At 43.5% G+C, this 25663-nt stretch carries 21 protein-coding genes and 10 tRNA genes; 9 read left to right on the forward strand and 22 right to left on the reverse strand.

Translation table 11 applies throughout. From position 1 onward, the window contains the following. The first annotated feature begins 60 nt into the window (after positions 1-60). The 3 genes from ACO05V_RS13445 to ACO05V_RS13455 all read left to right on the forward strand — a co-directional run bounded on the left by ACO05V_RS13445 (position 61) and on the right by ACO05V_RS13455 (position 2974). On the forward strand, positions 61-1722 hold the full coding sequence (locus tag ACO05V_RS13445) for a nitrite/sulfite reductase (protein ID WP_421852261.1): 1662 nt from the start codon (positions 61-63) through the stop codon (positions 1720-1722). Beyond that, positions 1706-2182: a DUF934 domain-containing protein gene (locus tag ACO05V_RS13450; protein ID WP_421852264.1), complete on the forward strand. Its 477-nt coding sequence runs from the start codon at positions 1706-1708 to the stop codon at positions 2180-2182. The genes ACO05V_RS13445 and ACO05V_RS13450 overlap by 17 nt, the downstream gene beginning before the upstream one ends. A 123-nt stretch (positions 2183-2305) precedes the next feature. Next, complete coding sequence (locus tag ACO05V_RS13455) at positions 2306-2974, forward strand: TIGR04211 family SH3 domain-containing protein (protein WP_421852267.1); 669 nt, start codon at positions 2306-2308, stop codon at positions 2972-2974. An 87-nt stretch (positions 2975-3061) separates the two neighbouring features. Here ACO05V_RS13455 and ACO05V_RS13460 read toward each other — a convergent pair whose 3' ends face one another. From ACO05V_RS13460 to ACO05V_RS13540, 17 genes are all read right to left on the reverse strand, one after another. Next, a complete protein-coding gene (locus tag ACO05V_RS13460; RefSeq protein ID WP_338269659.1) occupies positions 3062-4273 on the reverse strand; it encodes an IS256 family transposase in 1212 nt (403 codons plus the stop codon). Between the two features lie 193 nt (positions 4274-4466). Beyond that, positions 4467-6947, reverse strand: a complete 2481-nt coding sequence (locus tag ACO05V_RS13465; protein ID WP_421852270.1) for a Lon protease family protein — start codon at positions 6945-6947, stop codon at positions 4467-4469. A 219-nt stretch (positions 6948-7166) separates the two neighbouring features. Then, positions 7167-7967, reverse strand: a complete 801-nt coding sequence (locus ACO05V_RS13470; protein ID WP_421852273.1) for a TatD family hydrolase — start codon at positions 7965-7967, stop codon at positions 7167-7169. A 7-nt stretch (positions 7968-7974) separates the two neighbouring features. Continuing rightward, entirely contained in the window at positions 7975-8913 is a 939-nt protein-coding gene (holB, locus tag ACO05V_RS13475; RefSeq protein ID WP_421852276.1) for a DNA polymerase III subunit delta', read from the reverse strand. Continuing rightward, positions 8914-9552 carry a dTMP kinase gene (gene tmk / locus ACO05V_RS13480; RefSeq protein WP_421852279.1) on the reverse strand — a complete coding sequence of 213 codons (639 nt, stop codon included), beginning with the start codon at positions 9550-9552 and terminating at the stop codon, positions 8914-8916. It lies immediately after the preceding gene. Between the two features lie 11 nt (positions 9553-9563). Beyond that, positions 9564-10595: an endolytic transglycosylase MltG gene (gene mltG / locus ACO05V_RS13485; protein WP_421852282.1), complete on the reverse strand. Its 1032-nt coding sequence runs from the start codon at positions 10593-10595 to the stop codon at positions 9564-9566. Then, positions 10582-11409 carry an aminodeoxychorismate lyase gene (gene pabC, locus ACO05V_RS13490; protein WP_421852285.1) on the reverse strand — a complete coding sequence of 276 codons (828 nt, stop codon included), beginning with the start codon at positions 11407-11409 and terminating at the stop codon, positions 10582-10584. The genes mltG and pabC overlap by 14 nt, the downstream gene beginning before the upstream one ends. Before the next feature lie 48 nt (positions 11410-11457). After that, positions 11458-11533: transfer RNA gene (locus ACO05V_RS13495), tRNA-Glu, on the reverse strand. 28 nt (positions 11534-11561) lie between these two features. After that, positions 11562-11636, reverse strand: a tRNA-Gly gene (locus ACO05V_RS13500). A gap of 56 nt (positions 11637-11692) precedes the next feature. Then, positions 11693-11768, reverse strand: a tRNA-Glu gene (locus ACO05V_RS13505). A 67-nt stretch (positions 11769-11835) separates the two neighbouring features. Beyond that, positions 11836-11911: transfer RNA gene (locus ACO05V_RS13510), tRNA-Glu, on the reverse strand. Positions 11912-11961: 50 nt separating this feature from the next. Further along, a tRNA-Gly gene (locus tag ACO05V_RS13515) sits at positions 11962-12036 on the reverse strand. Between the two features lie 81 nt (positions 12037-12117). Then, a tRNA-Glu gene (locus tag ACO05V_RS13520) sits at positions 12118-12193 on the reverse strand. A gap of 50 nt (positions 12194-12243) precedes the next feature. After that, positions 12244-12318, reverse strand: a tRNA-Gly gene (locus tag ACO05V_RS13525). A gap of 81 nt (positions 12319-12399) precedes the next feature. Then, positions 12400-12475: transfer RNA gene (locus tag ACO05V_RS13530), tRNA-Glu, on the reverse strand. A gap of 50 nt (positions 12476-12525) precedes the next feature. Continuing rightward, a tRNA-Gly gene (locus tag ACO05V_RS13535) sits at positions 12526-12600 on the reverse strand. An 81-nt stretch (positions 12601-12681) separates the two neighbouring features. Further along, positions 12682-12757: transfer RNA gene (locus tag ACO05V_RS13540), tRNA-Glu, on the reverse strand. Positions 12758-12888: 131 nt separating this feature from the next. Between ACO05V_RS13540 and ACO05V_RS13545 the strand changes: the two genes are divergently transcribed. The 3 genes from ACO05V_RS13545 (at position 12889) to htpX (ending at position 15807) form a co-directional block, all read left to right on the forward strand. Further along, positions 12889-13458, forward strand: a complete 570-nt coding sequence (locus tag ACO05V_RS13545; protein ID WP_421852288.1) for a YajG family lipoprotein — start codon at positions 12889-12891, stop codon at positions 13456-13458. A 186-nt stretch (positions 13459-13644) separates the two neighbouring features. After that, complete coding sequence (locus ACO05V_RS13550; RefSeq protein ID WP_421852292.1) at positions 13645-14862, forward strand: pyridoxal phosphate-dependent aminotransferase; 1218 nt, start codon at positions 13645-13647, stop codon at positions 14860-14862. A 66-nt stretch (positions 14863-14928) separates the two neighbouring features. After that, positions 14929-15807: a protease HtpX gene (gene htpX / locus ACO05V_RS13555; protein ID WP_211172966.1), complete on the forward strand. Its 879-nt coding sequence runs from the start codon at positions 14929-14931 to the stop codon at positions 15805-15807. A 73-nt stretch (positions 15808-15880) separates the two neighbouring features. Here the strand turns inward: htpX and ACO05V_RS13560 are convergent, their stop codons facing one another. The 4 genes from ACO05V_RS13560 to gcvT all read right to left on the reverse strand — a co-directional run bounded on the left by ACO05V_RS13560 (position 15881) and on the right by gcvT (position 19539). After that, positions 15881-16603 (reverse strand): flagellar brake protein, encoded by a 723-nt coding sequence (locus ACO05V_RS13560; RefSeq protein ID WP_421852295.1) that lies wholly within the window; start codon positions 16601-16603, stop codon positions 15881-15883. Between the two features lie 9 nt (positions 16604-16612). Further along, positions 16613-17761, reverse strand: coding sequence for a 4-phosphoerythronate dehydrogenase (locus ACO05V_RS13565; protein ID WP_421852298.1), 1149 nt, complete (start codon positions 17759-17761; stop codon positions 16613-16615). After that, entirely contained in the window at positions 17742-18281 is a 540-nt protein-coding gene (locus tag ACO05V_RS13570; RefSeq protein WP_421852301.1) for an elongation factor P hydroxylase, read from the reverse strand. Before ACO05V_RS13570 ends, ACO05V_RS13565 begins: the two co-directional genes overlap by 20 nt. Before the next feature lie 157 nt (positions 18282-18438). Next, on the reverse strand, positions 18439-19539 hold the full coding sequence (gene gcvT, locus ACO05V_RS13575) for a glycine cleavage system aminomethyltransferase GcvT (RefSeq protein ID WP_421852304.1): 1101 nt from the start codon (positions 19537-19539) through the stop codon (positions 18439-18441). 372 nt (positions 19540-19911) lie between these two features. Here gcvT and glyA point away from each other — a divergent pair, with 372 nt between their 5' ends. From glyA to gcvP, 3 genes are all read left to right on the forward strand, one after another. Continuing rightward, entirely contained in the window at positions 19912-21189 is a 1278-nt protein-coding gene (glyA, locus tag ACO05V_RS13580; RefSeq protein ID WP_421852307.1) for a serine hydroxymethyltransferase, read from the forward strand. Between the two features lie 57 nt (positions 21190-21246). Continuing rightward, positions 21247-21630, forward strand: coding sequence for a glycine cleavage system protein GcvH (gene gcvH / locus ACO05V_RS13585; protein WP_421852310.1), 384 nt, complete (start codon positions 21247-21249; stop codon positions 21628-21630). Positions 21631-21709: 79 nt separating this feature from the next. Further along, a complete protein-coding gene (gene gcvP, locus ACO05V_RS13590; RefSeq protein WP_421852313.1) occupies positions 21710-24574 on the forward strand; it encodes an aminomethyl-transferring glycine dehydrogenase in 2865 nt (954 codons plus the stop codon). A gap of 155 nt (positions 24575-24729) precedes the next feature. Here gcvP and ACO05V_RS13595 read toward each other — a convergent pair whose 3' ends face one another. After that, a complete protein-coding gene (locus tag ACO05V_RS13595; protein ID WP_421852316.1) occupies positions 24730-25635 on the reverse strand; it encodes a LysR family transcriptional regulator in 906 nt (301 codons plus the stop codon). Positions 25636-25663 lie beyond the last annotated feature (28 nt).

Here is a 25663-nt window from a genome sequence, read left to right on the forward strand (position 1 = left end):
AATAAAGGATATTTGCTAACATGAGTCAACTTACACTTATTAACCACGGTTCATTTCACTATGTATCAATACGACGCCATTGACCAACAGCTTGTTGAAGAGCGTGTAGCACAATTCCGCGACCAAACACGCCGCTATTTAAATCAAGAATTGAGCGAGCAAGAATTTCTACCATTACGCCTTCAAAACGGCCTTTATGTACAACGCTACGCACCAATGTTGCGTATTGCTATTCCATACGGAATGCTTTCTAGCGCGCAATTACGTAAATTGGCTGATATTAGCTGTCGCTATGACAGATCATACGGGCATTTTAGTACTCGCCAGAACTTACAATTAAATTGGCCCAAAATAGAAGATGTTCCAGACATTTTGGCTGAACTGGCTGAAGTACAGATGCATGCAACTCAAACAAGTGGTAACTGTATTCGTAACACAACGACAGACCAATACGCTGGCGTCATCTCAGATGAAATTGTTGATCCGCGCCCTTATTGCGAATTGATTCGTCAGTGGTCTACCTTCCACCCTGAGTTTGCATTCCTACCGCGTAAATTCAAAATTGCGGTAAACGCTACTGAGTCTGCTGATCGCGCCGCCGTTCAAGTTCATGACATTGGCCTGCAAATCCGGAAAAATGACGCTGGTGAGATTGGCTTTAAGGTTATGGTTGGTGGCGGTCTAGGCAGAACACCAATGGTTGGCGTAACCATTAGTGAATTTATTCCACGTGTAGACTTACTCACTTATTTAGATGCCATTATTCGTGTCTACAACCAGCAGGGTCGTCGCGACAACAAGTATAAAGCCCGCATCAAAATACTCGTCAAAGCACTGGGCATCGAAGAATTCCGCAGCCGAGTTGAAGCCGAATGGCAACACCTAAGAGGCAAAGAAAGCACAGTTCCAATGAGTGAATTTGAACGCCTTCAAGGTTTCTTTAGCGAGCCTAATTACGACGTTTTAGAAAACAACCCTGCAAACTTAACCAGTAAGCTCTCTGAAAGTGCGGGCTTTGCTCGTTGGTTTGAACGCAACACGTTCGAGCACAAAAAAGCGGGCTACCGCATTGTAACGCTAACACTTAAAAAAGCCGGTCAAGCACCTGGCGACGCTACTGCTGAACAAATGCACAAAGCTGCAGACCTTGCAGATCAATTCAGTTTTGGCGAACTACGCGTAAGCCATGAGCAAAATCTCGTGCTTGCTGATGTTTGCCAAGAACAGCTCGTTGATCTTTGGGAAGCAGCAAAAGAAGCTGGCTTCGCCACCCCCACTCTTGGCTTGTTGACGGATATGATCTGCTGCCCTGGCGGAGACTTTTGTGCATTAGCAAACGCAAAATCCATTCCGATTGCTGAACAAATCCAAGAAACATTTAATGACCTTGACTACCTTTATGACCTTGGCAATATTGATTTGAATATTTCAGGCTGCATGAATGCCTGTGGTCATCACCATGTTGGTAACATCGGCATTCTAGGTGTCGACAAGAAAGGTGAAGAGTTCTATCAAATTTCCATCGGTGGGGCTTCTGGCCATGATGCAAGCATTGGTAAGATACTTGGCCCTTCATTTGCTCAAGAAGAAATCAGCTGCGTCATTCAAAAGCTGATGAACGTTTATGTTGATAATCGTACAGAAGAAGAACGTTTCATCGACACTTACCGCCGCGTTGGCATCACACCATTTAAAGAGGCCGCTTATGCCAAAGCTAATTAAGAACGGCGAGATAATCGACAACACTTACCACTGGCACCAAGACGTTGAGCAAGAAGTGACGTCAAACAGCATCGTTGCTGCGCAGAAATGGCTATCTGAAAAAGACACTATGGGTAATATAGCTGGGATTTGGTTAGAAGCAGGAGATGGAATCGAATTCCTCAAAGACCTAGACCTAAGCAAATTCGATGTGATTGGCATTCATTTCCCAGCGTTCACTGATGGAAGAGGTTTTAGCTATGCTCGCCTTTTAAGAGAGAGATTAAATTACCAAGGTGAAATTCGAGCCCTTGGCAGCTTCATTCCAGATCAATTGGGCTACCTTTTACGAGTTGGATTTAACAGCTTTCAGTTCAACGAAGAAGTCGATTTAGAAAAAGCTCTGGCCTTGCATAAGCCCTTCTCAATCGCTTATCAAGGCGATGTTTCAGACCCTAGACCTCTATTCTTGCGTCGCTAGACAGAATTTTTTCAATAAACTAACAAGAAAAGGCCATTACGATGGCCTTTTCTATTGCGTATTGGACGCCTCATCATTATCGTACTAAACAGATAAAGTGATTGATTGTTAAAGGAACTAAACGTGTCTAAAAAACGCATTACCAGCCTAATTATTGGCGCATTACTCTCTGCCACTGCGCATTCTGCGACAGTATACATTTCCGACATTCAATTTGTCGCTATCCGTGAAGGACTAGATAACAGCACACGAGCAGTAGAAAGAGGCTTAAAAAGCGGGACGCCATTAGAAGTTCTAGAACAAAATGATGGCTATACAAAAGTTCGCACTCCTAGTGGAAATGAAGGATGGGTTGCCGATTATTTTCTAAGTGAAGATATGGTAACAAGAGATGAGTTAGAAACACTACAAACTCAACTCAATAAAAACATGGAAAGCAGAGCTGAAGTTGCCAACGCACTAAAAGTTAGCCAGCAAAAAATTCAAGAACTAAATAACACAAACTCTGCACTTCAAGATGAAAATGAGTCACTAAAACAACAACTGCAAGACGCTGCTGAATTATCCGATAAGGCGCAAGCTATTGTTTCTCAAAACGAAGATGTAAGCTACCAAATAGCAACCCTAAAACAGCAGGCGAATATTGCAATAGCGCATGCCGAAAAGCTTCAAGACACAACAGAACAGAAATGGTTTATGATTGGAGGAGCCACTTTGTTCGGCGGCTTACTACTAGGGATACTATTGCCTATGCTACGACGCAAAAAAAGCAGCACAGGGTCCTGGTCTTAAGCTAAATCATTTTAGCTTCGCAGAGGTTTTTTAGCTTATAAAAAAGGACAGTAAATGACCCTGTAACAGATTCTGTGTAACTACCATTTAGTTAAGGTGCTTTTCGAGTCGCTCCTCGAACTCAATAATAAATCGACTCATCGCTTGGCGCCAGTTTTGAATGGGCATTGTCCATTTTTTACTGGCCTCTCTAATGGCAAGATAAACCATTTTCCTCGCAGAATCGTCGCTTGGGAAGACTTTACGTTTTTTAATGGCTCTACGGATGACACTGTTCAGTGATTCAATAGCGTTCGTTGTGTAGATCGCTTTGCGGATATCGTCAGGGTAACTAAACAGTGTATTAAGATTATGCCAGTGATTGCGCCACGATTTGGTGATTTGCGGGTATTGATCGTCCCAGACGCCTGCGAAACGATCTAACTCCAACAAGGCTTCTTCTTCCGTTGCAGAGCGGTAAACTTGCTTTAAGTCCGCCGTCACCGCTTTGTAGTCTTTCCATGATACATACTTCAATGAGTTGCGTACCATATGCACGATACACAGTTGAATGCTGGTTTGTGGGAAAACGGCATTGATGGCTTCTGGGAAGCCTTTTAGACCATCAACACAAGCGATGAGAATATCTTCTACACCACGCTGCTGAAGCTCAGTGAGGACGTTTAGCCAGAACTTAGCCCCTTCGTTCTCAGCAATCCACATGCCCATGAGTTCTTTATGACCGTCGGTGTTGATACCGAGTGCCAAGAAAATCGATTTATTGATAACACGCTTATCTTGGCGGATTTTCAACACAATACAATCAAGATACACAATGGGATAGATGGCATCCAAGGGGCGTGCTTGCCATTCAGTTACTTGCTCGATCACCGCGTTGGTAACACGTGATACCAGTGTCGGAGATATCTCAGCACCGTACCATTCATCGAAGGCATTGACGATGTCTCGGGTGCTCATACCTTGCGCGTAGAGCCATAGGATTTTATCGTCCATGGAAGTAAAGCGGGATTGGTGCTTTTTGACCAGCTTTGGTTCAAAAGAACCTTCGCGGTCACGAGGCGTATCCAGTTCAAACTCACCATCTTCCGTCTTAATACGCTTACTGTTCTTACCATTACGACTGTTGGTTGACGAGGATTTTTGATGTCTCTCGTAACCCAGATGCTCATCCATCTCTGCATTCAAGGCCGCCTCAACGGTAATCTTCTTCAGCATTTGGCTAAATTCGTTAAGATCCTCAGGCGTTTTAATGCCTTTGGCGGCTTCTTTTGCGAAGGCTTCCAGTTCTTTTTGGTTCATTTGCATCTACCTATCCTTAATTCTCTATAGAATATGTTGTGATAGGTAGTTACACAAAATTAGTTACAGTCTCCAATCTTTATTACACCATTTTTTTTCTGATCAACGACAGCTGTAGCGCACAATTTATAAAAAGAACCAATGGCAAACATTAATCTGCCATTGGTTCTCTACGCTTATCCATTAGTAGTGCTTATTTGTCAGTTTTCTTCGGTTTCTTATTTTTTTCAGATTTTTTATCTTTCTCTGTGATTGCCGAGCCTTCAGAGTCATCTGTGTCAGATTCTTCGTCTTCCTCTTCTTCACCAAGCTTAGATATTTCTTCTAGTCGTTCGATTACTCGAGCAGATACCGTACCTTCTGGGTATTCGCCCTCTTCATCCGCAACGCCAGGTTCAATACCCGTCAATAAATGTAAGGCTTCGTCGGCGGTAGAAATAGCATAAACATGGAATAATCCGGCTTTAACCGCGTCAACAATTTCATCGCTTAACATCAAATTAATGGCATTAGACTTAGGAATGATCACCCCTTGCGTGCCAGTTAACCCACGCGCATTACAGACATTAAAGAAGCCTTCTATCTTTTCATTCACGCCACCAATGGCCTGAATCTCACCGTACTGGTTTAAAGACCCCGTAATGGCAAGATCCTGACGCAAAGGCACTTGTATCAACGCTGATAGCAAACAACACAATTCAGCTGTAGAAGCACTGTCACCATCGATATAACCGTAGCTCTGCTCCATTGCGATGGAAGCTGAAATGTCTAATGGGAAACGCTGAGCGTATTTATTGCCAAGATAACCAGATAGGATCAATACACCTTTAGAGTGAATGTTTTGGCCTAGGTTTGATTCTCGCTCGATATCAATAATGCCCTTGCCACCCGGATAAACCGTTGTGGAAATACGAGCAGGTGCACCAAAGCTGCTGTCACCAATCTGCATAACGGTTAGACCGTTGATTTTACCTACCGCATAACCGTCACTTTCAAGCAACACTGTACCTTCGATGATCTCTTCAATGATCTTTTCGCTAACACGGCCAGTACGATGTTTTTTCGCTTTTAAAGCCCGTGCGATATGGTCAGCCGTAATTTCACTGTCTTTCGCCATTTGACGGACAAAATCGGCTTCGCCTAACAATTCAAACACATCACCTATTTTTGCTGCCATTTCACGTTGATGCTCAGCCAAACGACTGCTGTATTCGATCAAAGCGGCAACACCATCACGAGTCACGTTGGCGTATTCTTCTTTATCCACTCGATCCTTCATCAGGCGAGCAAATGACAACTCAGCATCCTTAGAGCGTTTTAGGGTGTCATCAAAATCGACTAATACTCGGAACATTTCTTGGAAGTCAGGGTCTGCATCTTGCAGCAAGTAATAAATATCACGAGCACCAATCAGCACAACTTTGACCTGCAGAGGTAAGTCCTGCGGCGATAAGGTCATGGTATTCATCAAGCCCATATCTGCATATGGATGCTCAATTTTGATAGTCTTACTCTTTAGTGCGCGCTTAAGTGCTTCCCATAAATAATGGTCTGTTAGTAGCTTTTCGGCATCTAAAATTAAGTAACCACCGTTAGCTGCATGCAAACTACCAGAGCGGATCAAACGGTAACTTGTTACCAACATACCTTGGTCGCTACTGTGCTCAACCTGACCAAATAAATTACGGTAAGTAGGATGCGGCTCATACACCACTGGCTGCCCACTATTTGTTTCGTGGGTAATGGCGATATTCGGTAAATACAGTTCTTCATAAAACTGACGTCGACCAACTTCATCACGATTTTCAGACGCCTTATCGTCAGCCATTTGATCAATAATGGTTTTATCTAAGTCGTCTCTCAACGCTTTTAGATGCGCACTAATATCCGCATCGTCTTTGTATTTATCAAACAAGCCTGACATTAAGGGATCTAACGCTTCTTTGACGGTATCTAAATTTAGCTGGCGAATTTGCTCATAGGTTGCTCGCTTCCATTGCGGCAAGCCCAACAACTCTTCATTAAGCAAACCTTCCAGTGTCGAAACACCTTCTTGGAAGGTATCACGCTCATCATCGGTTAAAGCGGCAAACTCGTTTTCTTCTAATGCTTTGCCATCCTTCATTGGCGCAAAGCTCACAGAAGATGCATCACGGAACATGGCAACACCAATTTTGCCGGATACACGCTCTACTTTGTTTATTGCAGCTTCATACTGATCGTTAAAGGCACGATCAATGACACTTTTTTGTTGCTGATACGTTGGGTTTTCAAAAGCTGCGGGGAAGGTAGCCATTAAGCCATCAATTAACGCTCGGATTTCTTTTTCGAATTCGGATGCTTGTCCCGGAGAGAACTCAAGTGCTTTCGGGCGATGACTTTCAGTAAAATTATTAATATAAGCCCATTCATTAGGCGCTGGACGGCGTTTTGCTTCACTCTTTAAGTAACTCAATACATAAGAAGAACGACCTGTGCCGGAATCCCCCATGGCAAAAATATTATAGCCTGGACGTTGCATTGCCACACCAAACTGAATGGCTTCAACCGCGCGCTCTTGGCCAAGAATACCGCTAAGAGGTTCAATATCCTTTAATGTTTTGAAAGTCAGGTGATCCGCAGGAACTTTGGCTGAAAGAGCTTGATACGGTAGAGAAGTAACCATGTTGGACATCAATGGATTTCCTTAAGTCTAACAAGCTATTGAGAAAATAGGCTTGCGAAAGAAGAAGGCTCTTCTTTCAAATATTTTAAATAAATACAATATGTTGAGACTAACACTCTGATTTCACTTCGACTATATCGAAGCCGAAATATCATTGCCTTATTAGCAAACAAACACCAGTTGCCCAACTTTTTGTTACTCAATGAAACATAATCTTTTTGAAACATTCTAAAGCTGAAGTTGATGCTGCGGATTGGCTTTCGCAAAAACTCGGTGGAAATTAGCCGCTGTCGCTTCCAACAGGGCCTCGTAACGAATGCCTTTTAAATCTGCCACATATTGAGCGACTTCAGACACATACTGAGGTTCATTTTTTTTACCACGATAAGGAACTGGCGCCAAATACGGTGAATCTGTTTCAACAATCAGTGACTCTAATGGCAACTTGCGCACCGTTTCTTTCAGGTCCTGTGCGGTTTTAAAGGTCACAATGCCAGAAATAGAAATGAGATAGTTTTCATCTAATGCGGCTTTTGCCATCTCGTAGTCTTCAGTAAAGCAATGTAGCACACCGGCGCAATCACGATTGCCATATTGTTTAATCAAAGACAAGGTATCTTCTTTAGCGTTTCTGGTATGAACAATCACGGGTAAGCCAAGACTACCCGATGCTTTAAGATGATGCATAAAGCTAACCTTCTGCGCTTCATGAGCCTCTGCTGATGCTTCATAAAAATAATCTAAGCCAGTTTCACCGATTGCAATCACTTTTGGATCAGCGGCGTACTGACGGATTAAGTTCTCGTCGGTAACAAGACCCTCACTCTGTAAAGGATGAACACCACAACTTGCATAAACGCCATCGCGCTTTGTAAATCCTAACACGGTATCCATTTTGTTAAGATCGACAGAAATAGTAAGTAGTTGTCTAACGCCCTTGCGGTACGCAGCATCGATGACTGAATTTATATCATTGTTATGTGGAGCCAGATCAAGCATATCAAGATGGCAATGGGTATCAATTAACATAGTTGGTTTACCACTGATTCAATTCGTGTGTGAGTTGCATAATGGGGTTTAAATTTGTTTTTTGAAGGTCTGACTTCAGTTTTTGCAACGATTGATAACGTAGCATGAGAGTTTGAATGCCTAGGCGAGCAATCAGCGTGTCATAAATAGACTGCAAAGCACCGTCTATAGGCGCACCAGTTGAATGGCAAATACATTGATGCAGAATGGCTGCTAAGCCGTTGCAGTAATCTTCAATATTATTACTATCGAGCCCTTTTAATACGGCACTAACTGGTGTCGCCCCTCGTAACATAGCCGTCAATTGATCGGGCAAAGCCGCATACAATTGCGTCTTATTTTGCTGTTGAATAGCCAATAATCGAAACGGCTGAGTAGTTAACCAAAATAATGAAGCCAAGGCTTCACCATCTGGCTGTTGCATCAACCAAGACTTTACTTCTGCCATACTGGGCGTCGGCACATTAACCAATAAACAACGACTTCGAATAGTTGGTAACAGGCTAGTGGACTGAGAACTTGTTAGCACAAAAAAAGTGCGATCAGCAGGTTCTTCAAGGGCTTTTAGAACAGCATTGGCTGCATTAATATTCATTGCCTGAGCATGGGTAATTAATACGACTTTGTTTTGGCCAACTTGAGGCTTCTGACTAATTTGACGAACCAATAAGCGGACTTGATCAACTTTGATCGTAGCGGCTTCGCCATCTAATATACGATAATCAGGATGCGTATCAGCGCTCATTAGCTGACAAGAATGACAGGCCCCGCACGCGGCAGCCTGATCTCTTTCGCACATTAAATCTTTTACCATTTCATGGGCAAGCTCTTCTTGCCCTACGCCATCGGCACCGGTAATCAATAAAGCGTGTGAGAGACTCTTAGTTTGTTTCAGCACCTGTACTTGACGTAAACAAGGAATCAACCAATCAGCTATATTAGTCATTTAACAGTCACCAGCCCAAGCTTTACGAAGTCGTGATAGCTCATTTTCAATCTGACTCTTGACTGATTCTAAAGACTGGCTAGCATCCACTACTTTCACTCTTTCAGGGTCCGCTTCAGCTCGCTCAAGAAAGCCATCACGAACTTTTTGATGAAACGCCAATGACTCTTTATCTAAACGATCTTGGTGTTGACGCTGAACCACTCGTTCTTGCCCCAATTCAACGGGGACATCTAATACTAAAGTAGCATCAGGCTTATTATCTCCTACAACCCAGTTCGCTAATTGGTCGAGCATTGCAATATCGCCGCCACGAGCTTTACCCTGGTAAACATAACTTGAATCCAAAAAACGGTCGCTGATCACCCATGTACCTTTATTCAAAGCAGGTTGAATTTTTTCAGCTAAATGCTGCGCTCTTGCCGCAAAAACGAGCAATAGCTCAGTGACATCGTTCACCGCTTCGTCTCGCGGAGTCAAAATAAGCTGACGGATCTCTTCAGCAAGTGGCGTACCGCCGGGCTCACGCGTCATTATGTAAGGAATGTTATGATCTTCTAACCACTGTTGAATGAAATGAATTGCAGTGGTCTTGCCGCTGCCTTCTCCACCCTCAAGCGAAATAAATTTGCCTCTCATACAATCTTCCTCTATTTCGCAATGACTGGAGTCGAACGATAGTCTTCTCGACGTTTAAACTGATACTTTCTAACGGCTTGGTTATGCTCTTTTAGCGTATTCGAAAAAGCATGAGTTCCATCGCCCTTGGCAACAAAATACAAGGCGTTTGTTTGCTCGGGGTTTAATGCCGCCACAATGGCTTCACGACCGACATTGGCTATTGGTGTTGGCGGCAAACCATAAAACCTGTAGGTATTATAAGGTGATGAGTCTTGTAGCCCTTTGCGCGTCAAATTACCTTTAAATAAATCACCAAGGCCGTAGATAACCGTAGGATCTGTTTGTAGGCGCATGCCCTTTTCCAATCGACTAATAAACACTTGAGAAATCAATGGTCGCTCATAAGGCACCCCCGTTTCTTTCTCAATAATAGACGCCATAATTAACGCTTCATAAGGTGATTTATAAGGTAAATTCTTTGCTTTGTTTTTCCATAAATCATCCAAGGTTTGCGCCATCAACTCGTGAGCGTGTTGCAATATACTGACGTCTGTGTCGCCTTCATGGTAGCGATAAGTATTGGCAAAAAACTGACCTTCAGGGTGCGGCACGTCGAGCCCCACTTTTTTTACAATTTCTTCATTTGTTGCATCAAGCAAGGTCATAGTGATGTTGCCACGCGCTTGCATGGCCAAAAGAAAATCACGAGTTGTTTTTCCTTCCAGTAAAGTAATGGAATAAAAAATAGACTGGCCAGAATCAAACAGCGCCATGATATCCAATAAATTCATTTCAGGTTTAATCGCATATTTGCCGACCTTAGGTACCCACTCTGAATGTAACTTGGCAACCACACGAGTTAAATATGGATTGGCAATCAAACCTTTTTCAGTTAGTTCGTTGCCTAGACTATAAGCCGTATCACCCGATTTAACTTCAAACTCTTCTTTGGAGGTGATTTCGACAGGGACTGTAATAGAATGATAAAGATAGCCCGCCAATATAGCCGACAAAGTAATGGATAAAAAAACAACGCGATAAAACCACTTAATGAACGCCATGCATATCCTTAGCTTGCATTAAAATTTGTAACCTTCGAGTATATATCCCAATTGGAAAAGATACTCCACTAACACCAATGACAGGCACTATACCCATAAGGCTATTGGTAATAAACACTTCATCTGCCGCCATCAGATCGGCAAGCAGAAATCGACCGACTTGAATTGTGTAATCGTATTGATGTTCGATAATGGCTTTCCGATAAGTACCTTGCACACCCGATTGCTCAAGCGAAGGAGTATAAAGAACGCCTTGCTTGCACCAGAATAAATTGCTTTGGATGCATTCAACCAATTCACTGTTTCCATTCAACATAATGGCCTCAAAATCAGGCGACGATACAAATTGCTTAGCAATCACATTCTCAAGCCGGTTTAAGTGCTTTATCCCTGACAGAAAACGATTTGCACTGACTGGAACAGGTGAAACGGAAAGTGAAACACCTTTCTCTCGATGAACTTGGTAATTTGGTGCGGGTAGGATACCGATAATAATGGAATGAATACAGTTCTCAGGCGCTAAATACCCTCTTCCACCCTCTCCTCGACTGACAATAATCTTTACGACAGACTCTTGATGGATTAATGGCAAAACATCGGAATGCAAAAAATTATGCAAAGAAGATTTTTGCGCTAAAGAAAAAGGCATAGCAAGTTTAGAGAGCCCGCGATAAAGACGAGATAGGTGATCGTTGATTTGCAAGAAACATTGAGGAAAAACACGAATAGTTTCGAATACACCATCGCCGTAAGACAAACCACGATCAGCAACGGAAACCGAATTGTCTAATCTGTAATTGACGAACCAGGTCATGGCTAAAAACTCAAAAATTAAGGTTAGCTATGATAGCGCAGAAAAGGATGGCGTCCCATAGGGGGTTCGAACCCCTGTTACCGCCGTGAAAGGGCGGTGTCCTAGGCCTCTAGACGAATGGGACGTATAAAAACTTTCTTCTTCAAAGAAAGTGGAGCGGGAAACGAGGTTCGAACTCGCGACCCCAACCTTGGCAAGGTTGTGCTCTACCACTGAGCTATTCCCGCATTTCTATTGCTATACACTACTTAGCAATAATTTTTTACCTTAATAAAGGTAAAAGTGGCGTCCCGTAGGGGGTTCGAACCCCTGTTACCGCCGTGAAAGGGCGGTGTCCTAGGCCTCTAGACGAACGGGACATAAACTTTTATTACACTTACAATTTCACTTTTAAAACGGCACTTTTTACTTCACAAAGTATAAAAGTGGCGTCCCGTAGGGGGTTCGAACCCCTGTTACCGCCGTGAAAGGGCGGTGTCCTAGGCCTCTAGACGAACGGGACACAATTTAGCTTTTGTAGTGCTATAACTATTTTCTTCTATAATAGAAGAATGGAGCGGGAAACGAGGCTCGAACTCGCGACCCCAACCTTGGCAAGGTTGTGCTCTACCACTGAGCTATTCCCGCATTTTAACTGCCCTACTCTTTATTCGCATAAAGCAGTGAGCAATCTATTGATGATCCGCCTTGGCCAATCATTACAATTCGTGGCGTCCCGTAGGGGGTTCGAACCCCTGTTACCGCCGTGAAAGGGCGGTGTCCTAGGCCTCTAGACGAACGGGACACAATTTAGCTTTTGTAGTGCTATAACTATTTTCTTCTATAATAGAAGAATGGAGCGGGAAACGAGGCTCGAACTCGCGACCCCAACCTTGGCAAGGTTGTGCTCTACCACTGAGCTATTCCCGCATTTCAACTGCCCTACTCTTTATTCGCATAAAGCAGTGAGCAATCTATTGATGATCCGCCTTAGCCAATCATTACAATCCGTGGCGTCCCGTAGGGGGTTCGAACCCCTGTTACCGCCGTGAAAGGGCGGTGTCCTAGGCCTCTAGACGAACGGGACACAATTTAGCTTTTGTAGTGCTATAACTATTTTCTTCTATAATAGAAGAATGGAGCGGGAAACGAGGCTCGAACTCGCGACCCCAACCTTGGCAAGGTTGTGCTCTACCACTGAGCTATTCCCGCATTTCAACTGCCCTACTCTTTATTCGCATAAAGCAGTGAGCAATCTATTGATGATCCGCCTTAGCCAATCATTACAATCCGTGGCGTCCCGTAGGGGGTTCGAACCCCTGTTACCGCCGTGAAAGGGCGGTGTCCTAGGCCTCTAGACGAACGGGACAACGTTTTAATCTTGCTGTGTGAGCGGGTGCGTATATTACTGTTACCAATCTTAAAATCAACAGTTTTTTTCATTAATTTAAGCCACTTAGATAAAAAGTCGCTTTAGAAATCAATCTGATCGGAGCTATTATGCTAAACAAACAACTATTTCTAACCCTGTCTCTTACGACGCTTTTACTAGCAGGCTGCTCTACAACGCACTATATAAGCATCACCCCACAAGAAGACGTTAAGACAGCAACGCTTTCTAACGAAAGAGTTATCGACGTTACCACCAGCACAAAACTAACTAATGCAGTCGGTTCTATTAAAACAGGTATTAATGAGCGAGCAGACATTTTCACAACAAATGATGTAAAACAAAGCGTTAAAGACAGCGTGTTGAGCGGTTTGCGTAAGATGGGCTTTACTCCAGATCAAGGCTTAATGCCGGCATCGGATCTACAAATTGAAATATCCAAGATGAGTTACACAACTAAAGTAGAAACATTAAAGACAGTTGCCACCCTAGAATTTGAATTGAAAGTTACTCTGGCAGCCAAAGGACAAACTTATAAAGCCAACTACGGATCTCAAAAAGTTAGAGAATACGGCACCATGCCATACCAACAAGCCGTTCAAGACGACATGAACGTACTGGCCAGCCAAACAGTTAATCGCCTATTGAGCGATCCCAACATCATCACTCTACTTAAATAAAATTAGTCAAAGAAAAATAACAAGGCCTAACTATCAGTTAGACCTTTTTATTGTGATTCATCACCATCGCGTCAATTTAGAGCATCTAAGCTATTTTTTACCCATATCAATCCCTTCACCTTGAATGCGCCCACGTAAGGAGTAAAGTTAGTATTTTCTCCGCCCAGCTTCAGTAAGGATAAAGTGGTGCAAATTCGAAAATCCAATAAACTCGCCAATATATGTTATGAAATCCGTGGACCAGTCCTAAAAGAAGCTGTTCGCATGGAAGAAGAAGGACAACGCATACTTAAACTCAATATAGGCAATCCTGCGCCATTTGGCTTTGAAGCACCTGACGAAATATTAGTTGATGTAATTCGTAACTTACCTACTTCTCAAGGTTACTGTGAATCCAAAGGTCTTTTTTCGGCCCGAAAAGCGGTAATGCAGAAATATCAAGCCATGGGCATCAAATCTGCCGATGTAAATTACGTATGGATGGGGAACGGCGTCAGTGAACTTATCGTAATGGCCATGCAAGGACTATTAAACGATGGCGACGAAATATTAATACCAGCTCCCGACTACCCTCTTTGGACTGCCGCCGCAACGTTAGCTGGCGGCTACGTGAAACACTATTTGTGTGACGAGGGTTCAGGCTGGCAGCCAGATATAAACGATATCCGCTCAAAAATTTCCAATAAAACAAAAGCCATTGTCATTATCAACCCAAACAACCCAACGGGTGCGGTTTATGAAAAAGGCATCCTTGAATCTATTGTTAACCTTGCAGAAGAACACAATCTACTGATTTTTTCAGATGAAATATACGACAAAATCCTCTATGACGAGGCTCAGCACATACCCACCGCCACACTGACCGAAGGTCGCGCGCCCTGCATTACCTTTGGCGGACTGTCAAAAGTGTATCGCACAGCAGGTTTCCGCTCAGGCTGGATGCTCATCACTGGAGATCGAAGCGGTATTAGTGATTATATAGAGGGACTAGACATCCTTAGCTCTATGCGATTGTGTGCCAATGTGCCAGCACAACACGCCGTACAAACGGCATTAGGAGGATACCAAAGTATAAATGAGCTAATCGTCCCTGGTGGGCGCTTCTACGAGCAACGCAAAATAGCATGGGAGGCGCTAGATTCGATCCCAGGCGTTCATTGCCACAAACCAGAGGGCGCATTGTACTTATTCCCTAGACTCGATCCTAAAATGTACAAAATCAAAAATGACATGGACCTTGTTCTACAATTCTTACGAGAAGAAAAAGTACTCATCGTTCAAGGCACAGGATTCAACTGGCCAACACCCGATCACGTCCGTTTTGTGTTTCTTCCTCACGTCGAAGAGCTAACACCTGCCATGGATAGATTTGCTGCCTTTCTTGGTCGATTAAGAAAGCGCTAATACTCCCTTGAAATAATTCAATAAAGCCCTACTATGCTCCTTAACAGTTTCTTAAGGAGCATAGCGATGCGTATTATTCTGTTTTTACTGACAAACTTAGCTGTCATGGTGGTAGCAGGTATTGTATTAAGCCTTTTAGGTGTTAACGGTTACATGACCAGTAATGGCCTAGATTTTACTTCGCTGCTTATTTTCTGTGGTGTGTTTGGTTTTACTGGCAGCCTAATCTCATTGCTGTTATCAAAATGGATGGCAAAACGTGGATCTGGCGCGGTAGTTATCGAACAACCACGTAACCATAAAGAAGTCTGGTTACTAGACACGGTAAAAGAGCTTTCGCAAAAAGCAGGCATTAAAATGCCTGAAGTAGCTATTTTCCCAGCTCACGAAGCGAATGCATTCGCAACAGGCTGGAACAAAAATGACGCACTGGTTGCTGTATCCAGCGGCATGTTGGATCGATTTTCTCCTGATGAAATCAAAGCCGTTCTAGGTCACGAAATCGGACACGTTGCCAATGGCGACATGATTACATTGTCTCTGATTCAAGGCGTGGTAAACACATTCGTTATGTTTTTTGCTCGTATCGCGGCTTATGCTGTCGATCAATTCCTCCGTAAAGACGATAACGAGGGCTCCGTTGGCTGGGGTTATTACATAGCGACATTCGTATTTGAAATTGTCTTTGGTATTTTGGCATCCATGATTGTTATGTGGTTCTCTCGTTTCCGTGAGTTCAGAGCAGATGAAGCTGGCGCTCGATTAGCTGGGAAAGGTGCAATGATTGCCGCCCTTGCTCGATTACAGCAAGAACATGAAGAGAGCCGCATGCCAGATTCCATGCTTGCGTTCGGTATTCGTCGCGGAAAAACACCAACGATGGGCGAACTTTTTTCAAGCCACCCACCAATCGAAGATCGCATCAAAGCCCTTCAAGCCCTTTAAATATCTAAAATAGTAATGATAAAAAAACGCCAGCTTATGCTGGCGTTTTTTTTATCATTGAAATAACAAGGTTTCATTTTATCTTGTTACGCTGAGCCTCCAAAATAAATGCAATCAATGGAATCCCCGTCTCCTTTGCCAAATCAACAAAGCGGATACCATAAACATAGAAGTACTCAACACCCATACGAGTTAAAAAATCATTATCAACTAAGGTTGCCTGAACCTGCTCAAGCATCTGAATCTCTTGAGATCTGATTTCACAATCCAATTTAAGGATATGATTATAAGACCCTATCTTCACATTACAGACCAAACGCATGGTTTGATTAACTGTGCCAAAATCTTCCTTAGAAATTAATTTAGCACCACCAAGACTCAAATCGATAATAATTGCTGAAGAGGACTCCGCTATTGTTGTCGCTAAACCATTTGGCTCTATATTTGATATTAGACGAGTTTCCACTCGAACAGCCTGACGAACCTCAGACGTCTCTACATAATCCGGATAAGCAATATGAAGATGAGCCGCGGGTTCCAAATAACTTTTTGCAATCTTACTTGAGAATGCGCAAACATGAGTACTCAGCATCAAACGAATATTGACAATCTGATTTTCCCTTACCAATATATTTTTACCATTTATTTTGGGACAAGAAACAATCAAAGAGCTTCCCTGAATACTTCCAAGGACCTTTACCATGTAACGCCCTGGAGGAGAAATAAACTCTATCTGAACATTCGTCCCTAATGGTACATCAAGGTCTCCTAGATCGACCTGCATTACTCCAGCCATGCACTTACCTTAGTCATTATTTTTTTCTACAGAAAAACCAGCAGCATTCATAAGATCACACGCATCGTCACTATTAGCACGAACTAAACAAGTATTTAATTCATCCCTTTCTACATAATGTTTTCGCAGCCAATCAAAAATATTTTTTTCTTTATTTTCTCGGTATTTATAGCGCAACCTAACATCGTCTCTTGACACATCATAGATCGCCTGCACACTTCGAGCCAGCATTTCTTCTTGAGGTATTTCCGCACTCATATCAATAGACGAAAACCAACCTGCGCTAATGGCGTCATTCTTACTCACAACATTAGAACTTAACCCAAGATTTTCACACAAAGCTTGATACACCATCCATGTGCCTTTTTCACGACCCTGCTTGCTGTAACCTGCAATATGCGGAGTGGCAATATCAACAATAGAAACCAGCTCTTGATTAATAGAAGGTTCACCATCCCAAACATCTAATACTAAATGAATATCTCCATTTAACTGTTTATGTCGTTCAAGTAATGCGGCTTCATCAATAACACCGCCTCGACCAGCAGAAATAATAGCAGTGCCTACAGATAATTGAGCAAGCTCTTTACTTCCTATCATTCCTTTTGTCGAATATTGACCTGAATGCGTTAAAGGCGCATGCAGAGAAATAACATTGCACGAAAGAATTTCATCTAAAGAAACGAAATTAACTGAACTGTCGCTCTTTTCTTTAAAAGGGTCATAGACACACACCTGACAGCCCATGTTGGCAAAACGGTCATATACTGTTTTGCCAACATTGCCATACCCAATGACACCGATTTTTTTACTTAGCCAGCTAAACTTTTTCGTCATATAAAGATGACTTAAGCCACTAAATACATAATCCGCGACCGCTTCTGCATTACAGCCGGGCGCACTACTAAAAGGGATATTCGATTTTGCAAGATAATCCAAATCAATGTGGTCAACACCTATTGTGGCACTACCAACAAAACGAACAGCACTACCTTCAAGCAGTTCTTTAGTGACTTTTGTCACCGAACGCACTAGAAGAACATCTGCGTCCTTTACTTGTTCATGAGATAGTGTTCGACCATTTACCAATTCAACTTCACCCAAATGCGAAAACAAGGCTTTCGCATTTGGCATATTTTCATCTGCAATAATTTTCATACTGTCGCTTTAAAAACTCATTTAATACTTGGCCGGGAAGTCGCTGTGCCAACAAATACTTCGAAAAGACCTCAGCCCTTTTAGGTAAGCCATAAACAATATACTTACCGACCTGAGACATTACAGCCCGTTCAAAATGTTTCGCGTCGTAATCTGGAATAGACAAATTATCCACACTGACACGAAAAGATAACCCAGCTGCCCAATATAAAATACACTCGACTGCCTGAGGTTTCACCTCAACTTTCTCAAACTCTTTCTGTGTTTGTAGGTTACGCGAATCTGATTCATACCAATAACCATAATCCTCTAGTAATCGCCTTTCATGTCCAGCGATACACCAATGACTCACTTCGTGCAGAGCGCTTGAAGGGTAATCAAAACGAAAATATATAGCAGCCGAATCGTTTGATTTAGCAGGCAGATAAAGAGGCTCATCTGCCCCACCGATAAGACGGGTGTTAAAACTTGAAAGGAAACAGGCGCTAAAGGCCTCCACAAGTTGCGTTGCACTTGCCAACCGCAGACTCCAAAAGTAAAGAATTATCACATAAGAAACAAAAATGCGCCACGCAAAGAATTAGGCCTCGCATAGCGCATTTATTTAAAATGCGAATTGAGCTTAACTAAGTGCTCTCAAATTCAACGGTTCATTCACTAAATAGTACATTCGCTAATTAGCCGCGGAAATAGCGAGAAGGCACAAATGGCATCGCTGCTTGCTTTAGAGGAATACTTTTCCCTCTGACACTAGCAAACAACGGCTCGTTAGAGTCAAGAGCTTGAGTCGATACATAAGCCATGACAATAGGTTGAGCAAGACTTGGCGAAAAGCCACCACTGGTGACCGTGCCTTTTACTTCTCCTGAAGCATCCACTATTTCGACACCTTCACGAACTGGCGCACGACCTTCAACCAAGAAGCCAACACGTTTTCTCGCTGGTTTATCCGTAAATTGCGGCAATATGATATCGGCCCCTGGAAAACCACCAGCACGCTGACCATCTAAACGACGTACTTTTTGTATCGCCCAATTTAGAGAGGCTTCAATTGGCGTTGTTGTGGTATCAATATCATGCCCGTACAAACACAAGCCAGCCTCAAGACGCAAAGAGTCACGAGCACCAAGGCCGATCCACTCTACTTCGTCAAAAGCCAACAAAGCATTAGCGAAGGCTTCAGCCTGCTCATTTGGCACAGAAACCTCATAACCATCTTCTCCGGTGTAACCAGAGCAGCTAACCCACAGTTCAATACCTTGCCATGTAAATTTTAGGCTTTGCATAAACGTCATAGTAGAAGCATCAGGTACCATACGAGCAAACACTTCACGGGCTTTTGGTCCTTGAATAGCAAGTAATGATCGATCTTCAATAACCTCAACATCACAATCAATCAAAGACGCTTTCAAATAAGCAAAGTCTTGCTCTTTGCAGCCAGCATTAACCACCATGAAGACATCATCACCCCAATTGGCAAACATCAAATCATCTGTAATGCCGCCTTTCTCGGTCGTAAACATACCGTAGCGCTGTGTATTTTCAGCCAACCCAAGCACATCAACAGGCAAAATAGATTCAAGCGCCGCTTTTACATTATTGCCTCGCAGCATCACCTGCCCCATGTGTGACACATCAAACAAGCCCGCATTTTCTCGAGCCCATAAATGTTCTTTCATTACACCCAACGGATATTGTACCGGCATTTCATAGCCAGCGAATTCAACCATTCTAGCGCCAGAAGCGATATGTAGATCACACAGAGCAGTACGTTTCATAACGAAAACCTTAATTAAAATTGTGAGAGTGTCTGTTTCCAATTGGAAACAGAGTATCTAAAAGCAACTTGTTTTGACAAGCACAAAGCGACATTTATTCCGTAATACCTATAATCAAAACCAACTAATATCAATAAAAAACCTAAATGATCGGTCAACTTTAATAATAAACAAACTTGGAAATTGACTCTCCTTTGCTGTTTCCAATTGGAAACTTTTTGATTATGATAAGCGAAATTGACGCAAACCGAACAATGACTGGCGCTCCTAGAAAGATGATCTTTTTTCATCATTTTAGACTACCTTAGTGTTATTATATGCAAGACTCATTGTCTTATGGGCATACACGTTTTATTAAAGAGGAATTTCCCCATGGCCAACACCGAAGCCTTTTTCAGCCAAACTCTCGCTGAACGAGATCCTGAGATTTTTGCAACAATTGTTGAAGAACAAGAACGCCAAGAAACGGGCATTGAATTGATCGCATCTGAAAACATCACTTCAAAAGCGGTTCTAGAAGCTCAAGGTTCTGTTCTAACCAACAAATACGCAGAAGGTTACCCAAATCGTCGTTACTACGGTGGCTGTGAAGCGGTTGATGTTACTGAACAACTCGCTATTGATCGCGCTAAGCAATTGTTCAGTTGTGAGTTCGCCAATGTACAACCTCACTCTGGCGCCCAAGCAAATGGCGCAGTGATGCTTGCCCTACTTCAACCAGGCGACACAATCCTAGGCATGTCTTTGGATGCTGGCGGTCACTTAACTCACGGCGCGCCACCAGCTCAGTCTGGCAAATGGTTCAACGCAATTCAATACCAAGTAAACCCTGACACACTATTGATCGATTACGATGCAATCGAAGCGCAAGCGTTAGAATGCAAGCCAAAAATGATAATCGCTGGCGGCTCTGCTATTCCTCGTGTTATTGATTTCAAACGCTTCCGTGAAATTGCAGACAAAGTCGGCGCTTACCTATTCGTAGACATGGCTCACATCGCCGGTCTTGTTGCGACAGGCGCTCATCCATCTCCACTTCCACACGCGCATGTTGTTACCACAACAACGCACAAAACACTTCGTGGACCACGTGGCGGCATGATTCTTTCCAACGATCTTGATCTTGGCAAGAAAATCAACTCTGCGGTATTCCCAGGTTACCAAGGCGGCCCATTAATGCACGTTATTGCTGGTAAAGCAGTGGCATTCGGTGAAGCGCTTAAACCTGAATTCAAAGTTTACATCGACCGAGTCGTTGCTAATGCTAAAGCTTTGGCTGCTGTTTTGATCGAGCGTGGTTGCGATATTGTTACAGGTGGAACAGATACTCACCTTATGCTAGTTGACCTTCGTCCTAAAGGTTTGAAAGGTAACATGGTTGATAAAGCACTAGAGCGCGCCGGTATTACTTGTAACAAAAACGGCATTCCATTCGATACTGAAAAACCAATGATCACCTCTGGTATCCGTGTAGGAACACCAGCAGCAACATCTCGCGGTTTTGGTATTGAAGAGTTCGAGAAAGTGGGTCATCTAATCAGTGATGTACTTGATGGTTTGGTTGATATGCCAGAAGGCAATCCTGAAGTTGAAGCTCGCGTGCTTGCAGAAGTAAAAGAGCTTTGTAAACGCTTTCCACTTTACCGCTAAAATCACATACCCAAGGCTTAACCTCCTTGGGTATTTTTTTAAAGAGGCATAAATACTATGAGCACTATTCCAGACAACCTAAAATACGCAGACTCTCACGAGTGGGTTTTAGACAACGGTGACGGCACAGTCACTGTTGGCATTACCGATCATGCACAAGATCTACTAGGCGATGTTGTTTACATTGAACTACCAGAAGTAGGCACAGAAGTAACTGCGACTGAGCAGTTCTCCCTAGTAGAATCTGTAAAAGCAGCTTCTGACATTTATGCTCCTATTAATGGCGAAGTGATTGAAGTTAATGACGCACTAAACGATGCGCCAGAGCTAATCAACGAAGCGCCATATGAAGGCGCTTGGATTGCTAAAATAAAGCTAAGCAATCCAGCTGACCTTGACAAACTACTTGATGCTGCAGGCTATTCAGCCACTATCGAATAGTCTCTCAACTATAGGCTCTCCCTCTATTCTGTATCGAGAGCCTAATCCCCCAGATTTTATTTTAATAGGTGATTGAACCATGACCTCGTGCATCCGCGATTTGTTAAATAACGATGAATTTATTGCTCGCCACATCGGCCCTGACGAATCAGAACAAGCCAAAATGCTAGCAACAATCGGCATAAACAGCCTTCCAGAACTAATCGAAAAAACGGTTCCAGAAGCCATTCGTCAAGCAAATCTAGACCTTTCAGCCAACCCTGTTAGCGAAAGCGAAGCACTTGTGCAGTTAAAAGCGATTGCCAGCCATAATAAAGTGGCACACTCCTTTATCGGTATGGGTTACCACGACACGCATGTTCCATCCCCTATTTTGCGCAACTTATTAGAAAACCCAGGTTGGTATACAGCTTACACACCTTACCAACCAGAGATTTCTCAAGGTCGTTTGGAAGCACTATTAAACTTCCAACAAGTCATCATCGACCTAACTGGCATGGAAATTTCTAACGCTTCTTTGTTAGATGAAGCCACGGCTGCAGCCGAAGCCATGACACTCATGAAGCGCTCAAACCGCAAGAAGAGCGACAAGTTATTCGTTGCGAGCCACTGCTTGCCACAAACCATTGACGTTGTGAAAACGCGTGCCGAGCTACTAGACATTGAAGTCATTGTTGATGACATCGCAAACTTTGCAAAACATGATGTATTTGGCGCCATCTTCCAATACCCAGGCATTGACGGCACGGTTACGGATTTGACACCTGTCATCGCACAAGCACACGAACAAGGCGCTCTTGTGAGTATCGCTGTAGACCTGCTTTCTCTTGTACTATTGAAATCGCCCGGCGAAATGGGCGCTGACATTGTATTCGGTTCTGCGCAACGCTTTGGTGTACCAATGGGCTTTGGCGGTCCTCACGCTGCCTTCCTAGCAACGAAAGACGCATTTAAACGTTCTATGCCAGGTCGTGTTATCGGCGTATCTAAAGATAGTCATGGCAAACCAGCACTTCGCATGGCGATGCAAACCCGCGAGCAACATATTCGCCGCGAAAAAGCCACATCAAACATTTGTACCGCTCAAGCCTTGCTTGCCATGATGGCTGGCTTCTATGCGGTTTATCACGGCCCTGCCGGTCTTAAGAAAATCGCCAACCGCATTGCGGCATTAACGAATTGCTTTGCTAACGCCATTCAAAAGCAAGGCTTCACAACGAACGCAAGCTACTTCGATACCCTTATTGTTAATACTGGCGAGCAAACAGACAACATCATGGCAAAAGGCGCCGCGAAGTTAATGAACTTCTATAAAGTGTCTGAAGGCCAAGTATCTGTCGCGTTAAACGAAACCATCACACCAAACGACCTGATCGATTTGGCGGAATGCTTCGGTGCAGAACTATCAATAGAAGACATTACTGACTCTGAGACTGCATACGGCTTTGACGCTTCGATGCTACGTCAAGATGCCATCCTGACTCACCCAGTATTTAACAGCCATCACAGCGAAACTGAATTGATGCGCTACATGCACCAATTAGAAGTGAAAGACATCGCACTAAACCAAAGCATGATTCCGCTTGGCTCTTGTACGATGAAACTAAATGCGGCATCTGAAATGATTCCTGTTACTTGGGCAGAGTTCGGTCGAATCCACCCGTTTGCACCAAGCAATCAAGTTGCTGGCTATCATGCATTACTGCAAGAACTTGTCGAGATGCTATCTAAAGCAACAGGCTACGATACAGTGTCTTTGCAACCCAACTCTGGTGCACAAGGTGAATATGCCGGCCTTATCGCTATCGACAAATATCATAAATCTCGTGGCGATCATGAACGCGATGTATGTTTGATTCCAAGCTCTGCTCATGGCACAAACCCAGCCTCTGCTGCTCTTGCCGGCATGAAAGTTGTGATTGTTAAATGTGACGAAAACGGTAACATTGATTTGGTCGATCTTGCTGAAAAAGCAGAGAAACATGCCGCGCAACTTAGCTGCATCATGGCGACTTACCCATCTACTCACGGTGTATTTGAAGAGCACATTCGCGAAGTATGTGACATCGTTCACAAGTTTGGCGGCCAGGTCTACATTGATGGTGCGAACCTAAACGCACTTGTCGGCGTTGCGCCTCCAGGCACGTTTGGCGGTGACGTTTCTCACCTTAACCTACACAAAACATTCTGTATTCCACATGGTGGCGGCGGCCCTGGCATGGGTCCGATTGGCGTAAAATCTCACCTTGCGCCTTTCCTACCGGGTCACGCGGTTGCGCCTGTTATGGGCATGCTAGAGCAACACGGCGCGGTATCTGCAGCACCGTACGGTAGCGCAAGTATCCTTGTAATTACTTGGATGTACATCAAAATGATGGGCGACAAAGGCTTGCGTGATGCAACCTTCAACGCCATTTTGAATGCTAACTACATCGCTAAACGCTTAGGCGAGCATTACCCAGTTCTTTACACTGGCAAAAACGGCACTGTGGCACACGAATGTATTATCGACATTCGCCCACTAAAAGCAGAATCAGGCATTAGTGAAGAAGACATCGCTAAGCGCTTGATGGACTTTGGTTTCCACGCACCAACCATGTCCTTCCCTGTTGCTGGCACGTTAATGATCGAACCAACGGAATCTGAAAACCTTGAAGAGCTAGATCGCTTCTGCGATTCCATGATTCAGATTCGCAAAGAGATCAGCAAAGTACAGGCAGGCGAATGGCCACTAGAAGACAACCCGCTAGTTAATGCACCACACACAGCCGATAGTCTTTTAGATATGGAATGGAATCATGCTTATTCACGTAAAGAAGGTGCCTACCCATTAAACTGGATCAAAGTGCGTAAATACTGGCCACCTGTTGGCCGTATCGACAACGTTTACGGTGACCGTAACCTATTCTGCGAATGCCCACCAATAGACAGCTACGAAGACTAATCTTCGTAGCAATCAAAAAGCATTAGAAACAAAAAAGGCGAATCAGCAATGATTCGCTTTTTTGGCTCTGTATAAAGCAATAAGGGGGGAACTCCAATATCAATGATAAATATCATCTTTTTATGATTATATTTATCATATAAATTCATTTTTATTCACTCACGATCACGACCACCCCAGTGTGCAAGCAACGCATCACGAAACACCATTAATTTGGCAGATCGATGTCGGGCGGATGGATAAAGAAGCGTCAAAGGAGTCGATGATCTAGCATATCCATTTAAAACAGTCGTCAGCAAACCGCGTTTCAAATAATCCTCTACAAAGAAAGTCATCAATTGTGCCATGCCAATACCCAGTAAAGCGGCCTCAACTAAAGGGTCTCCATGATCAACAACTAATCTTCCTCTAATGGGAAAGTCAGCATCCTTCTCATTCTTCCGAAATGCCCAAGGAACTAATTGCCCAGTAGCTGAATTTCTAACTTGCATGCAATTATGTGCAGTCAATTCCTCTAACGCCTTTGGGGAACCATAAGATTCAAGATATTTTGGTGATGCAACCGTCACCCAATCAGCCGCCTTAAGAGGCCGTGCAATCACTCGACTATCCTGAATATTTCCGCTACGAATAACAGCATCAAACCCTTCTCCGACCAGATCAACCACTCGATCAGTTAATACCAACTCTATGGTGAGCTGTGGGTACTCATCCAATAATTTAGCAACAATCGGCATAACAACAACTCGTCCGAATGCTGATGGCGCACTAATCTTCAAACTACCTTTAGGTTCAAGTCCATGCTCTAGTAACTCTTGATGCGCCTCTTCAAGGCCGCCAACTAATGGCTTAACACGTTTTAAAAATAACTCGCCATCTACCGTCAATTTCAAATTACGTGTATTACGGTGCAACAGGCGTAGACCTAACTGGGACTCCAACCGATTGACCGCTCTAGAGATACCAGATTGAGTTACATCTAATTGTTGAGCGGCAACCGTAAAACTCAGATTTTCTGCCACTTTAATAAATTGCCTTACGGCATTGAGATCATATTCCATGATTTTATTCATTACTCAAATGATTTAA

The sequence above is a fragment of the Marinomonas sp. genome, from assembly GCF_965225885.1.
GTDB lineage: Bacteria > Pseudomonadota > Gammaproteobacteria > Pseudomonadales > Marinomonadaceae > Marinomonas.